This window comes from Haloquadratum walsbyi J07HQW2 (assembly GCF_000415985.1).
Lineage (GTDB): Archaea > Halobacteriota > Halobacteria > Halobacteriales > Haloferacaceae > Haloquadratum > Haloquadratum walsbyi_B.
On sequence record NZ_KE356561.1, the window covers coordinates 1,790,002 to 1,805,074 of the forward strand.

General features: G+C 46.3%; 13 protein-coding genes. 4 read left to right on the top strand and 9 right to left on the bottom strand.

Going from position 1 to position 15,073, the window contains the following annotated elements; genetic code table 11:
* Positions 1-156: 156 nt before the first annotated feature.
* Together J07HQW2_RS08330 and J07HQW2_RS08335 are read right to left on the bottom strand one after the other, a co-directional pair.
* On the bottom strand, positions 157-549 hold the full coding sequence (locus J07HQW2_RS08330; protein WP_048075564.1) for a DUF7124 domain-containing protein: 393 nt from the start codon (positions 547-549) through the stop codon (positions 157-159).
* Between the two features lie 340 nt (positions 550-889).
* Positions 890-2,134 (bottom strand): NAD(P)/FAD-dependent oxidoreductase, encoded by a 1,245-nt coding sequence (locus J07HQW2_RS08335; protein WP_021055011.1) that lies wholly within the window; start codon positions 2,132-2,134, stop codon positions 890-892.
* A 307-nt stretch (positions 2,135-2,441) separates the two neighbouring features.
* On the opposite strand from J07HQW2_RS08335, the gene J07HQW2_RS08340 reads away from it, so the two are divergent.
* Positions 2,442-3,050, top strand: a complete 609-nt coding sequence (locus tag J07HQW2_RS08340; RefSeq protein WP_021055012.1) for a DUF6149 family protein — start codon at positions 2,442-2,444, stop codon at positions 3,048-3,050.
* 227 nt (positions 3,051-3,277) lie between these two features.
* On the opposite strand, the gene J07HQW2_RS08345 is transcribed toward J07HQW2_RS08340, so the two are convergent.
* Positions 3,278-4,714 carry an NAD(P)/FAD-dependent oxidoreductase gene (locus J07HQW2_RS08345; protein ID WP_021055013.1) on the bottom strand — a complete coding sequence of 479 codons (1,437 nt, stop codon included), beginning with the start codon at positions 4,712-4,714 and terminating at the stop codon, positions 3,278-3,280.
* A gap of 222 nt (positions 4,715-4,936) precedes the next feature.
* Between J07HQW2_RS08345 and J07HQW2_RS08350 the strand changes: the two genes are divergently transcribed.
* Positions 4,937-5,812, top strand: coding sequence for a homoserine kinase (locus tag J07HQW2_RS08350; RefSeq protein WP_021055014.1), 876 nt, complete (start codon positions 4,937-4,939; stop codon positions 5,810-5,812).
* A gap of 328 nt (positions 5,813-6,140) precedes the next feature.
* On the opposite strand, the gene pdxS is transcribed toward J07HQW2_RS08350, so the two are convergent.
* Positions 6,141-7,049, bottom strand: a complete 909-nt coding sequence (gene pdxS / locus J07HQW2_RS08355; protein ID WP_021055015.1) for a pyridoxal 5'-phosphate synthase lyase subunit PdxS — start codon at positions 7,047-7,049, stop codon at positions 6,141-6,143.
* Between the two features lie 290 nt (positions 7,050-7,339).
* Here pdxS and J07HQW2_RS08360 point away from each other — a divergent pair, with 290 nt between their 5' ends.
* Positions 7,340-8,083, top strand: a complete 744-nt coding sequence (locus tag J07HQW2_RS08360; protein ID WP_021055016.1) for a DUF1405 domain-containing protein — start codon at positions 7,340-7,342, stop codon at positions 8,081-8,083.
* A 94-nt stretch (positions 8,084-8,177) separates the two neighbouring features.
* Here J07HQW2_RS08360 and J07HQW2_RS08365 read toward each other — a convergent pair whose 3' ends face one another.
* The 3 genes from J07HQW2_RS08365 to J07HQW2_RS08375 form a co-directional block, all read right to left on the bottom strand.
* Entirely contained in the window at positions 8,178-9,131 is a 954-nt protein-coding gene (locus J07HQW2_RS08365) for an HFX_2341 family transcriptional regulator (protein ID WP_021055017.1), read from the bottom strand.
* Between the two features lie 186 nt (positions 9,132-9,317).
* Positions 9,318-10,832: a sodium:solute symporter family protein gene (locus J07HQW2_RS08370; RefSeq protein WP_021055018.1), complete on the bottom strand. Its 1,515-nt coding sequence runs from the start codon at positions 10,830-10,832 to the stop codon at positions 9,318-9,320.
* Complete coding sequence (locus tag J07HQW2_RS08375; RefSeq protein ID WP_021055019.1) at positions 10,825-11,085, bottom strand: DUF3311 domain-containing protein; 261 nt, start codon at positions 11,083-11,085, stop codon at positions 10,825-10,827. Before J07HQW2_RS08375 ends, J07HQW2_RS08370 begins: the two co-directional genes overlap by 8 nt.
* Positions 11,086-11,343: 258 nt before the next feature.
* Between J07HQW2_RS08375 and dnaG the strand changes: the two genes are divergently transcribed.
* Complete coding sequence (dnaG, locus tag J07HQW2_RS08385) at positions 11,344-13,014, top strand: DNA primase DnaG (protein WP_021055021.1); 1,671 nt, start codon at positions 11,344-11,346, stop codon at positions 13,012-13,014.
* 110 nt (positions 13,015-13,124) lie between these two features.
* Here dnaG and J07HQW2_RS08390 read toward each other — a convergent pair whose 3' ends face one another.
* The gene (locus J07HQW2_RS08390; protein ID WP_021055022.1) at positions 13,125-13,679 is read right to left on the bottom strand and encodes a GNAT family N-acetyltransferase; all 555 of its coding nucleotides are present in this window, start codon (positions 13,677-13,679) and stop codon (positions 13,125-13,127) included.
* Entirely contained in the window at positions 13,676-14,980 is a 1,305-nt protein-coding gene (locus J07HQW2_RS08395) for a DUF92 domain-containing protein (protein WP_303704031.1), read from the bottom strand. Before J07HQW2_RS08395 ends, J07HQW2_RS08390 begins: the two co-directional genes overlap by 4 nt.
* Positions 14,981-15,073 lie beyond the last annotated feature (93 nt).

Here is a 15,073-nt window from a genome sequence, read left to right on the forward strand (position 1 = left end):
AAATCAACAGAAATGATATATGATAATATCAAATAATTGGACTAATGAATGATACTATATGCACGCATCTGAACATGAGGCGAATGTATAAATTATCGTCATAGTAGTCGTGAAATAGTGTTACGGGATATCTGTTGAAAATAACTATCCGTGGGATTACGGCCAGTCATCGCGTTCACTCGATTCGAATGGATCATCTGTCTCTGTATTCTCAGCGAGTTCCCACTCAGCAGCAGACGCTGCATCTTCAAGTGGGAGAAATTCCCAGTCGACATTTTCAGCAACATCGGCATCAGTTTGATTATTACTTACCAGGACGTGACGGGTCGTTTCAAACTGCTGTTTGACATTCTCAAGGCTCGCCTCAACTCCACGTGGTCCCGAGAAGAAGTCTTGTCTGACTCGATGCTTCCGAGTGAAGTTTGTTACAACATATGTTGGCTTTTCACTTACAACGCCAACATATTCAGTCCATTGTCGCGTATCACTGAATACAGCGTTCGGATCTGCAAGTGCACGCAATGCTTCTAGCTCAAATGCGAGTGTCATATCTGCATCACCACCCGGCGTTCCTCCATCAGTGCGGATATCTGAGCGAGTATTTTGACTCCCGTTTATTAGATATTTATCGTATGTGGTGTTGCTCATGCCGATATTATTACGCAGTCATCAAAAATTGCATCGGTCCAATCTCACTGGATTGATTTTATATAAAATCTACAGATGAACAAGTCGAGTGGCTCGGGGCTTGTCCCCGAGGTCCCTCACTAGTATCTGATTTCAGTCGCACTCATCAGCGCTACAGAGTAAGAATGATCAATATATTCTGCAATTTAAATGACGATCAGCGGCGTGTCTGTATGATTATGTTGATTTAATTTCAGATGAATTACTCTACAACCGCCTCCATTGGCTCAAGATCGTCAACTTCGAAGTCTTCTTTCATCAATATATCACGTTGACCAGAGACAATGCGACGTTCTCGCATCAGTTGTTTGTATTTTGACTGTGGGGAGAGATCACCGATGAGAACACCACCGACAATCCGCCCATCTTTGAACGCTAACCGTCGCCACTCAGTATCAGAGTGCTTTCTTTCGGCAGTGTCATCACCGAGGGTTGGATGCCCAAAGGAGAGAAATGGGAAATCAAAGTGAGTGATCGAATAGGTTGAGACCCACTCAAATGGCTCTGAGTTGTATTCGACCATATTCTTCGCTGCGATTGCGCCTTGTTCCTTTGCGGATCCCCACGCACCATTCCGTCCACGCTCTCCGAGGATTCGGTCATAGAACCGTGTGATATCACCTGCAGCAAAGACATCCTCATGATTTGTCTGCATGTATTCATCGACAATAATGCCATCGTCACACTCGATAGGGGTATTTTGGAGAATCTCAGTATTGAAGTTCAGTCCAATTGCGATGCCAACGAAATCAGCATCATATTGATCACCATTCGGGTCAACAGCTGCGGTTACGTGCCCAGTATCATCGACCTCAAATCGATCAACTCCTGACTGGAAGACAGGCTCAACGTTGCGCTCACAGAGTGCATCATGGATAATCGATGCACCCTGCTCAGAGAGTGCATATCGCCACCAGCGGTCCCCACGCATCAGGTATTTTCCTTCAACGTTCTGGGCAGCGGTAATGGCTGCAAGATCTATCCCGAGTAATCCTGCTCCGACAACGACAGAACTATGCGCAGACTCAATGTTTGATTTAATTTCTCGGGCATCTTGGAATGTCCAGAAATGATGGATTCCATCCATATCAGCATTGTCAACTGGTAATTGCGTTGGCGTCCCGCCTGTCGCAACAAGGAGTTTGTCCCAGTCGTATGTGTCACCGTGATGTGTCTCAATTGTATGTCCGGTGACATCGATATCAACAACGAGTGTGTTCAATTCAAGATTAATATCTCGGTCATCGTACCATGACTCATCGTGGATCGAGATTGGTGCTGCTGGTAACTTCCCTTTCGCATACTCTTTGATCAGAATTCGATTATATAACGACTCGCCCTCATCGGTGAGAACCGTGATGGTAGCTTCAGGTGCCTCCTCGCGAAGTGTCTCAGCGGCAGAGCTTCCTGCAACACCGTCACCAATAATAACGTACGACTGGGTCATATACAAAATCGTTTGTGTGGAGATTAAAAGTGAATTGCTATCAGGAGTGCACAGGTATTAAGAACGATATTAATACTCATACCAACCTATTACATTCTCTTTAGCAATTCAATTCATTCATTTGAACTGTTGTGGTTTCTCAACGGCAGTGGCTCAATTACGATATCACACATATACTCAGGGTAAAAAGAGATATACAATCGAATAAATAAATCATAGTATATTACTTACTCGGCTTCGCCTCGTTCCTTGAGGAAGGAGATTTAGCATGTAAGAATTAAATATTGCTCAAACTAATTCATCTGTGATGAAAATCCGTCAGAACATTCGACACTTTGCAGCAAAAAAGGCACTCACAATGCCCATTATTGGTGATATCGCGACTGAAAAGCTCGTAGCTCTCCATGTCAGTATCTTTGCTAAGAAGGCCGATCCTGAGTATCGTGAGGAACGAGAGCCACATCTTGAGGCATTCTTTGACTGTACGTTTGAGACATACGTTCGTGCACTTCAGGAGGGGTTTACCGAGGCAGAAGCCCGGGAAGTCACGCATATTCAAGCGAATTTCGACTTTTATAATCACGGCTGGACGGAAATGATGGAGTTTCCTGCAGATGAGCTTGAATCACATTATAAGCGGTATGAGACATTCTTTGATCGATATGATATTGATATCGCAAATCCGCTTGGTGATTTTAAAACCCAAGACATCGCTGTAGCAGCATCAACTCTAGAGCGGCTTGATAGTCCAGAACATCCACATGCCGAGGGCGGGTTCGCTGATGATATATATGTTGAAACTGAATCTGGTGAACTTACTATTGGTGGACAATCGGAGCCAGACAACATCAATGTTGAAGATGCACCTGGATTCCAAGATATTGATACTGACGCCGATGAGACAACCGAAGCATGATCTGTGCCACTCACAGAGTGCAATATTCCTGTTTTATTCATTCGTAGATTGGTCTATCATATAGGCAGCGTTGACTGATCGGCTGCTGATCTGTGTAAGTAACATACCGGATTAAGATCCTTTATGAGGAAATAATTGCGCTGTGTATGCATTTGGACATATACAAAATATGATAGTTGCTATATTATCTTACGTAACTCAATTCACCTCATGCTAACAGAATGATATTATGAGCCACCGTCTGGTCGTACTGCAGACGATTCTGTACTTGCCCTGTGTTTTTGTGTATCATCTGAGCTGAGGCTGCCCTTGATCATATTCTCATTTTCATCAAAGGATTCAATAATACAGTCAGCTGCCTCATATCCAGCAACGACGCCGCCGTTCAGCGAGCGCTCCGGATACTGTGCTGCTGAAGCCATTCCAGCATAGTAAATACCGTTACCCACTGCCTCCCCGATATCATATGGGATAACCAAATCAAGATATCCACGTTCATATATCGGTGCCGCATGAGGATTCCGCGAAATACGGACGCTATTGATGCTCTCTCGATGAAACTGTGGGAACATCGATTCAATCTCCGCGAGCCATCGTTCTTCTACAATTTCATCATCTGCCTGCCAGAGATCCTCTGTTTGGTCCTGAACGTATGCGGCGACATACATCAGATGGTCACCACCGTACCTCTCAGGATCGACAAAATTTGTATGCTCAACAAGGGCTCCAAATGGTGCATCATGTCCAATGTTTAACCAATATGTATCTAGCAGGGATTCATCCATACTAATAAGCCCACAAACTGCTCCCTGAAAGTCAATGTCACAAGTATAGCCCGTCAGTGACTCCAGCACATGTGGCATCGTTGCAACGACAGTCGCATCAACCGGATAGGTTGTCTCTATATTATTATTTGATCCTGCAGTATCGGTAACTGTGAGTGCATTCACAGCGTCGGTCTTTGAGTTGACGCTAAGATCGCTCACAGAGGCATTTGTCATGATGTTCTCACGACCAACAGCGTCAATGAGCGCATCAAGTAATACTCCAAACCCACCATCGAAGTAACCAAGTACCTCTCCCTGTAGCGGGTCGCGCTCACCGCGGAATCGAACACGTCCAAGGAACCATGCGGCTGAAACGTCGTGTTTCCGGTCACCGTATTTTCCATCAAGCAATGGATCAACAAAGTTCTCGTATACGCCTGCAGTGGTATGTTTCTCAACAAACTCCTTGACAGTCATGTGCTCATACGCCTCAAGATCATCATACGCATCCAAATCTGGAATCCCGTTGCGAATATCGACACCAAGGGTCAATAATCCAAGCCTGAATGTATCATATAGGCTTAGATGTGGGTACCTAAGAATCTCCAAAGGGGTATTGAGTGGATGAACGGTGTCATCAATGTAATATCCGTTTGTGCCGATTCGCCACTCAACACGATCTCCTAATCCCAGTTCCTCTGCAAGCTCGACGATTGTTTTCTCGGATTTTGAGAGATGATGATAAAATCGTTCAATCTCGTCACCGGCTGTTTCATACACAGCTGCAAGCCCACCAACTGTCTCTGTGGCTTCGAACACCTGCACTTCATGTCCTGCCTGTTGCAGTCGATATGCCGCAGCTAATCCAGCAATGCCACCGCCGACGACACCAATCATAGTAGTTATTATTCAATTGTCTACAAAGTGTGTTGCGCTTAAATGAGCACTGTGTCTGACGTTATTACTGTACTATGTAATCTCTATGACGTGATTTTCAGACAGTCATAGTAATCAGTTACAGGTATATTGTACAAATGAATTTCATATAGTCAAGCGGCGGCACCGGTTTTGCTTGCTCGTTCGCTACCTTTTTATCCGCAGTTTGGCAATCTGATTCGTATGGAGACGGTCAGGGCGCCTGCGACAAGTGCGAACCTTGGTAGCGGGTTTGACGTTTTTGGCGTTGCACTTGATCGTCCCGCTGACATTATTCGCGTTGAACGCGCTGAAAAGACAACAATTGAGGTAACTGGCGTTGGAAGTCAGTACATTCCAGAGGACCCCCGTTCGAATGTTGTCGGTGCTGTCGCAAAGGCACTCGATGCTCCTGCACAAATTCAAATCGATAAGGGTGTGCGACCATCCTCAGGACTTGGGTCATCAGCTGCCAGTGCAGCAGCCGCAGCCGTTGCACTCAATGGACTATATGACCGGGAGCTATCGCGGACAGAACTTGTTCCAATCGCTGCTGAAGGCGAAGCAATCGTTTCTGGTGAAGCGCATGCAGATAATGTCGCACCAGCACTGCTGGGCGGATTCACTATTGCTCAAAATAACACTGTTACGACCGTTGATACTAGGATCCCCCTTGTTGCGTGCCTCCCAGAGATTGCTGTCTCGACACGAGATGCTCGTCGAGTCGTTCCAGACTCACTAACAATGGAGGAAGCCGTTCATACAGTCGGGTCTGCAGCAACGCTCACTGTTGGGATGTGTCAAAGCAACCCAGCGCTGGTAGGAGCAGGGATGGATGAACATGTCGTGACGCCGGCACGAGCAGAATTAGTCACCGGATACGATACTGTTCGTGAAGCAGCACTGACTGCTGGGGCAACAGGTGTTACCGTTTCAGGGGCAGGTCCTGCGATTCTGGCTGTGTGTGATACAAAAAGACGTCGTGCCGTCGCCGCAGCGATGGTTGATGCGTTTGAAACTGCTGATGTTAAAGCTCGTGCGTATCAAACATGTGTAAGTACCGGTGCAACGTTATTCTGAATTTAATGTTATTAATCAGCTGGTGAACATCATCATCGTTCAGATTCCGAGAATATCTAATCAATACAGTCACTCCTGAGGCAAGTGATGTGACACCGGCTTGCCTAATCGAGTTTGCCAGGAGTTGGGTCTGAGGTTTCTATCAGAATTTCATGTAATATCAGACTATGCAAACTCAAAGAGACTTATTCGTCGTGAAAGTGTGTAGTTTACTTAACATTTTTCGCTTTGTTTTCACCGTATCAACATTGTATTGTGTGTCCTTCAATGTCTCAGACACTTCTTATATAACTTGCCTCCAGCGGGCTCGTCATGCGAATGCAGTTGTCTATACGCCTCGAGTCTGAAGTTTTTCGCCCTCAGGTAGATCGGCGCTAGCTTCGCCTTTCATTCCCTTGCCAGGATTAGATGCAATCTGGGCGAGTTCCTCAGGGTCATCCCAGTTATTGACAGCTTCGACAATCGCCCGACCCATTGCGCGTGGGTTCTCAGCACCGAAGACACCAGATCCGACAAAAATACCATCGCAGCCATGGTGCATCATTAACGCAGCGTCTGCCGGGGTTGCAATACCACCGGCTGCAAAGTTCACAACAGGGAGACGACCCATTTCGGAGGTCTCATGCACAAGCTCCGCAGGTGCTTCGTGATCGCGTGCCCATCTTTCACGCTCTTCATGATTTTTTCCAACGAGTTCACGGATTGAACTTTTGATATTTCTCTGGTGACGAACTGCTTGATTCACATCACCAGTTCCAGCTTCACCCTTCGTCCGGATCATTGCTGCCCCTTCGTCGATCCGGCGGAGTGCTTCCTGGAGATTCCGTGCACCACAGACAAATGGTGAGGTAAAGTGGCGTTTATCGATGTGATATCGATCATCAGCCGGCGTGAGAACTTCACTTTCATCAATCATATCGACTCCAAGAGCCTCAAGAATTTCCGCCTCTTTCGTGTGCCCGATTCGAGATTTTCCCATTGCCGGAATCGAAACTTCATCAATAATTTCAGGAACGATATCTGGGTCAGGCATTCGAGCAACGCCACCACGTTTTCGAATATCTGCTGGAACAGATTCAAGAGCCATCACAGCGACTGCACCTGCGTCCTCTGCAATTCGCGCCTGTTCGGCGTCAACAACATCCATAATCACGCCACCTTTTTGCATCCGTGCGAACCCGCGTTTCACTAGCTCCGTACCGCGGCGTAATTCAGAAAGATCAGTCTCTTCGGACATACGTTCGATTATAACCGAACACACTTAAGCAGACTCACTCGTGCGCGCACGCGCGAGGACTGACCCAGCGACCAGATAACGCCGAACTAATCTCAGTGTGTGAGTGGTGGAATTCTGTTCTATTCTACGAATACAATTGTAGAGTGGATCTAACTGTAGAGGATCTACTTTTCGGGAACAGAAGCGGGAGATTTATTCCATAGAGCTACAGATAGGCGATTATATACTAACATTACCGAGTATACGCTGTAGCTACCACTAAATCTCGGTCACAAATCACAGAGTATCATATGGCTGTATCCGATGCGTTTCGTCGACTCACATCCGATCGGGGACTACCAAGCACAGATTGTCTTCCCTGGTGGCTCTCGCCATTGCCAAGGTGGCTTGAGAATCTTGGGCTCCGGTTGGTTCCAGTAATAATTGTTATTAATATACTTGGGACAATATTTGGGTTTTGGTACTATGGGTTCCATCCGATCCCACAAACTGACCCACTTATTACATGGCAGTTTGCAAGCGAACCAGTCATCATGTGGCCGTTTGTTCCTGATAGTCCACTTGCAACGTTATTCATCGCGCTTGCGTTTCTTAGTTGGTGGCGTGGAAAAACAAATGAGTATCTTGCTGCTCTTGCTTTCTTTGGATGTTGGAAGCTTGGGCTATGGACACCATACGTGCTTACTGTATTTGCGGATGCCTTCTTATCTGTTACAAGAACGCCATTATACGTATTTTTACTCATTAGTCATCTTGGAATGGTTGCCGAAGCGTTTGTGTTATATCGGATTGCAGACTTTCCTGTCCGGGCTGTGGGTGTCGCAGTCATATGGTACGGATTCAACGATATTGTCGATTACTTCATTCCGATTATAGGTGACCCACACCATACTGCAATTCCACTCGCAGATACAGCTACTATCGGGAATACAACTGCACTCCATCTCGCGGCTACTGGTGCGGTTGCGCTCACAGTTATTGCAACGTTTTTTGCACTGTCAACACATATCTACAAAATTAAAAGTGCTGAATAGCTGCTACTACGTTTAGTGGTAGTATCGACAACATTTCAGCGAGGGTCAGAGTGATACAACCTGTGAATTCACCATTATGAAAGAAGAAATTATCTCAATTTTGGTATGTATCGGTCTCTGCACGGACCTGTTGTGCAAGGACATCATCATCCTCGGCATGTGACCGTACCCAAAGTTGACCAATGTGTGAAAGGCGAGTTCGATACGATTTTCCACGGTCTTCTTGTTCGATATACCCTTTTCCACCGGGACCGAGACGGTCAACGTTGTAGATTACTTTTGACCGGAACGAATCAGTATACTCTTCGTTCATATCACGTGCGAGCGTCTCAGCAAGTTCTGAGACCGAATCGAATTCCCCGTACTCACCGAGTTCAAACAAAATGATTTCTTCGAACGGCTTGACATTCCGAAATGAAGCGACCGGAAGTTCAATGATATGTCCACCGTCAACCGGCTTGGCACCAATCGTTGTCCCGCGTTCATCGAATTCCTCAAGCAGATCAGTAGCTGTCTGATACCGCTCACGAATGCGCTCATCGAATTCTGTACCATCACCGGCATTGAGAATATCATCAAGAAGTTCCTTCGCAGCACGCACTTCCTCAGCAAGCTCGGTCTCAAGATACTTTTCAGGAGCTGTATAATATGTGTGAATCCGATTTCTATCGGCCTGACGTTCAACCATAATTGAATGGGCAGCAGTAGCGTATGCAAACGAAACCGGACGGGGCATTGCTGAGACGTTCACCCACACTTCTGCATCCTCGGCAATATTGAGTTGATCGTTGATGAGATCATATGCCTGTTCAAATGCGGCATCATAATCGTAGACATCTGTGACAATGACACGGTTCGTGTCGGCTCCTAATAGGTTCTTAAAATCTTTTTCGAGTTTTTCAGAGAGATTTTGAGAATATTCGACATTTGACTCACTACCAATTGCGCCTTCAAGCAGAATAACGCGGTCGACATCCACTTGATCTCGTATCAGCGGGGCAATCAATCGATCGTAGTCGAATCCAACAGGAACCACGTGTGTCTGCATATAACCTGATATGATAGAGATGGTGTTACCGTTGTTGGTGCGCTCTCAACTAATACGGATTGGAGTTGCTTGCAATACATAAATGATAACGATCTTATGAGTATGAGTTTGGGTGTTGAACCCGTCTACTCACATACGTCATATTGATTTATTAACATGAAAGAAACAATAAGAAACCGTATAGAATCAATCCGCGCGTGATTGTGACCGTGAGCCAACAGCAAATGCATCGGTTTGTTCATCCGCTCCAGCAGTGGTAATAAGGGAAACAACAACAGTCAACACAAGTGAGAGAACCATTCCATACAGTGCAAAGTCCCAGGTTAGATACGTTGACCCAAACACAGTAACTCCGCTGATGATCGTTGAAGGAATAAATACATGTAAGATATAGAATACTTGAGCACCAGCAATCCCAGCGAACATTCCCTGTCGCGTTGTCTGTGACCAATATAATGCAATCAACACCGGAAGTGTAAGTTGTGCGAATCCACCAAATGCGGTATCGCCGATCTCAACAAGGGTACCAGGGCGGAATAGACTGGCAATGAATGTTGCAAGTGCAAATCCAGCAACTCCAAGTCTACCGATCCAGCCTTCTCGGGTTGTTGACGCGGTAGGATTGATCAGTGGTCGGTAAATATCACGAGTAAGATATGACGACCCAGAAAGGAGCATCGAATCTGATGATGACATCATCGCAGCCATAGCACCGGCAACAACGAGTGCAGCAAACCATGCTGGGGTGTACTCGGTCAATAATACGGGGATGACATTTGATCCCGATGGGACAGAAACACCTAATCCAGCAGCCCATGATCCAAGTAGAAACGCAGGGACAAAAAGCAACAACACAAGAACCGGCCACAGCGTGAATGAACGTTTCAAGACTTTTGCATTCTCTGCAACAAAGAATCGCTGGTTAATCTGTGGGAACATGGTAACGCCAAAGGCGATTGTCACTGCTGTTGAAATCATCCATTGTGGGGAGTACAGTCCACCACCAAGTGAGAGAAACTCTGGTTTTGACGTCGCAAGTGCGGTTGAAACTGAACTCATGCCGCCTGCACTTGACAGCACCCATGCGACAGCAATCCAGATGACACCAAGCATAAAGATACCTTGAAGTGTGTCGGTCCATGCAACCCCACGAAGCCCTGATGCGGCAACATAAATGATCATAAAGACGGTTATGAGTGCTGCGCCCGCCCAGTATGGCACTGCGCCGGCAGTGAGTCCAACAAGTGCTTCGCCGGCACCCATCTGTTGTAGCATAATATACGGGAACAACCAAAACAGGGACACACCAGCAACAAGATATCGCAGTCGTGCTGAACCAAAGCGATCCCCGAGCATTTCACCGAGTGTCACATATCCGTGGCGTTCGCCAACAAGCCACTGTCGATAGCCGATAACATACCAAAGGATTGCAAATAAAATCCCATCCATTAGTCCCATGACAAGTATCCATTCGGGACCAGCTCCGTATGTGAGATTTGGACCGCCAAAGAAAGTAAACGCTGAAAGAAGCGTTGCAAAGGTTGTAAACAACAGTACAATCGTTCCGAGGGATCGACTAGCAAGGTAGTAATCTTCGGCATCACTGCCCGTTAGTCGGTAGCCAACAATTCCAACACCAAGAGCAAGAACAAGATATGCAGCAACAATGCCTAGTTCAATACTAATTGCCGATTCAGCCATCTGTTCGATCCTCCCTCATAGTATCAGGTGATACAGATTGTGTTATTGGAATATCCATACCACGATCCCATGCACTGCGGGTAAATGCTGAAAATGCAATCGTCGCAGCACACATCCACCCGATATGCCACCATAACCATACAGGAAGACCCCCTATGATTGCGGTGTTTCCCCATAGGAACCATGGAATGGCGAATGTAACGAGGACTGCGAAGACTCCAATCCACGCATAGTCTCTCCACCTGCGGTTCATATACAAGTATAATTCATTGATATACCTAAATATTGTTCTTCAAGCTTCTATTGACATTATTGAAAAGATATGTTCTTCAAATGGTAATGGTATCTCAATAAATGGCGCATGGATATGTTCAATTAATATGATAATATCCGCTGAGAATGCTGTGGTGTACGATATACGACAAGTATTTGCCGCGAGCAAGCCGTATGTAGGCATGTCACAGAGATGTGACATCACCATATCATCATCCACCCCTCAGAGGGAATTATCATGAACGACTCAGATAAATACCTTATTCACGCCGCGATTACTGCAGACGGAATCGTCGAGCGCTCCGACGTCGTGGGTGCAATCTTTGGTCAGACGGAAGGATTACTCGGGGACGAACTCGATCTTCGTGATCTTCAGCAATCCTCAAAGGTTGGACGCATTGACGCCGATATCGACTCACAGAATGGTCAGTCCTTTGGCGAGGTCACGATCGCTAGTAGTCTTGACCGTGTTCAAACAGCCATTCTTGCTGCTTCACTTGAGACAATTACTCGGGTTGGTCCATGTGATGCAACCGTTGAAGTTACCAATATTGAGGATGTTCGACGAGCCAAGCGTCGTGCAGTCGTCGAACGAGCAAAAGAACTTCTTGTTGAATCATTCGATGAGAGTGTAATGACCTCCTCAGAAATTCTTGAAGAGGTTAAAGAAAGTGTCCGAATCGAAGAGATCGATGAATACGGCGGTCTACCCGCTGGTCCACACGTTTCCGACTCTGATGCGGTTATTATTGTTGAGGGACGTGCTGACGTCTTGACACTCCTTCAGTACGGTATCAAAAATGCAGTTGGGGTTGAAGGAACCAACATTCCAGATCCAATAGCCAAGTTGACACATGATCGAACGACGACCGCTTTCTTTGATGGTGACCGCGGCGGTAATCTGATTCTCCGTGAGTTGACTCAAGTGGGTGATGTTGATTATGTTGCATTCGCTCCTGAAGATAAGTCTGTAGAAGATCTTGAGCGTGCAGCCGTATTTGATGTACTTCGAGGAAAGACCTCAATTGATGCAGTGGAAGTTGACTCCGATCAGAAAGCAGATCGTGACTCTCGTGTTGCTAACACCGGCAATACGGATATTGATCTCAAGACTGAATCAGGCAATAGCGAGGAATCATCATCTGGGACAAAGGTTACCGATGGCGAAGGAAAGATGCGCTCTAATAGCATATCAGTATCAGAATACCGCACGGATAGGTCAGTCGACAGTGATGTGGGGCAAAAAAAATCGTCTGATGTAGAAACTAATAATCGCCCGGAGGTTGGAATAAATCCAAATAATGTCGAAGAACACGACAATGATCAACAAGTCTCAGCAGTACATGATGGTTCTCAGGTCCAATCAGAATCGATTCCCACCAATTCAGGGGCAATCGCAAATGATTTGAGTGGTGTTGATAATGCCTCATCAGGCATAAAGCCATCACAATCACCTAACGAACCAGGAGGTAGAAACAAGACAGAAACGAATATAGACGCAGATGTAAGTCAATCTGATATTACTAAAGATTCTGTCAGTAATTCTCAAAGCGATATTGAATCACAACCTGACACTCCTGCTGAGGAGTCCAGAGAAGTCGACTCATTGCGTGATCATGCACGTATTGTCGTTGGTGGCAATACAGGGCGCGTTCGACTCGTTGATGAAGAATATACAACGCTTGCAGAGGCACCGGTCACGACAGCCGTTGATACGGTTGAGACAGCTGATGTCGTCCCACACGGTGTCATTGCTGATGGAGATGTCACGCAGTCGCTTCTTGATGTCGCCTCACAACGTGGCGTTAAGCAGATTGTCGCTGCATCGACAGGCGAGTTCGTGAAGCGACCTGTTGGTCTTCAGTTACGGACAGCAGATGAATTTCTTGATTCCGGTGCCGATATCTGATATATAGATACTCATATTGAGCACTAAAGACACAGAAATTTCATTAGTGTATGTTGGACGAGACATATCATATATCTTGAATTGCTAAAATTTTTATTATACATAATCGATCACACTAGCTTCGCGTATATGACTGCGTCTACATCACTAATTTCGTCAGTTGTTTCGCTTCGGTAAAATTCCTCGCGTCGACGTACTGGATTGAATCCGGCGCTCTCATACAATTTTCGTGCCGGAGTATTGTTGACAGCAACGTTGAGTGTGAGCCGGGTTCCAGGGGTAAGCTGAGTCATGAGTGCATTCAGTAACTGAATTCCACGTCTTTGTCGTCGATATGCAGGATGGATAACCAACTCTGCAAGATAGGCGGTCGCTTTTCGATTGGTCATACTCATATAGTCAGTGTCTACGTCAGAACCCTCATTCGTATTGAATGTAGATTCACGCATGAGAGCGGATGTGTTAAGACCAGATTGCTCAGCACCACCGAGCCAAAGTGCATATCCAATAATATCTGCTGTCTGTGTGGTTGAGACAAGACAACTACCAATTGTCTGGGTCTTCACAACCAGCTGAAGTAACTGTGGTGACGGTGAGAAAAGGTACTGCTGAAGTGTAATAAGCTGTGAATAGTCTTCAGAACAGGCTGGACGATACGTACTCACAGCAGAGTAATTGCGCTGCCGACACTTAGGATTGCACCAATAAATGTTGCAGCTAAATTAACCGTTTCATTCCCAATATTATCACCTTCGATTGTTGCTCCAAGAATGCTGTCAGCTGTCATTCCAAGAAACCCAGCAAGCCCGATTGCGATACTACCGGTAGCACCAACTGACGGAAACAGCGCAAAGGAGACAATACCGATAATAAGACCACCAAGAATGCCAAATACCTCTCCTTGCCATGTCACTCCACCATCAGTCCCTGGAGGCACTGGTGTTAGTGTCGTAATCAGCCGCGGATTGTCATATAGTCCACCAAGCTCTGATGAAAGTGTGTCACTGAGTGCAGCGGCAATTGAGCCGGCAAACGCATATTGAAATAACACTGGATCAACAGGAATTAATTCGCTTGCTGCAAAGCAAATAACACATAGGAGTGCAATAGCAGCGTTCCCAAGGACATTTTCGGTCCCACGTGCTCCTTCATTTTCCTCTGCAATTCCTCTTTTCTTCTTTTCATCGTATTTATATTTCGTTGAAAGTGCACCGATGCTAAAGAAGCTAATAACAACGGCAAACCATCCAAATCCACCAAGGACGATTACAAGTAGACTAAGAAGAACCCCAGAGAGCATCCCAGCCACCGATGCAGTGCCAAGAGCATATGAAACAAACCCGAGAGCAGCTGTGACTGCCAGTGCCGCACTGAGTTCAACTGGATTAACATCGCTACCAAGATACGCAAATAGCCATAATAGAAGTCCACTTGCTAGCATTACAAGCGGGTCATCACGTTCAAAAAGCATCTCACGAAGTAACGCAGCAACAAGTGCGCCAGCAGTTGCAAGGAAAACATATCGGGGGATAGCTGGTTGAGCTCCAATGACGGTCGCTGTTGCAAACTGTCCACCAACACCAGCAAATGTTCCAGTAACAACAAATCCAGCAGTCCCCACAAATGGCTCATCAGATGTCTCAGCAATGATTCGTTTTCCGAGATTTCCATATGCAAGGATAAGAACTGATGCAACAAACAGCGAAACCGGGAGTCCAAGCTCTGTTGATAAGATTGCGAGTCCAGCAGCTGCGAGAGCAAAGCCGGCAAGTCCATTCAGCCGACCATCCTGTCTGTCGCCAGGACGGGCAAACAACTCAAAAATCGGACCATCAGTGATCAGGAATGCAGCAATAATACCAACACCAGCGAAAGGTGCGAATGCCGCCTGACCAAGCACCGGAGCAGCGACCGCCAAGGTCCCGATAAGAGCAAATCCACCAGCCCGCCGGAGCGTGGGTTGCACATACGCCGCTATCGGCGACATGTACTTAATGGTCCCGACACGGGTTTTTGCATTTTATTTGATTGTTATCTAAACTGAATATGATCGATCTCA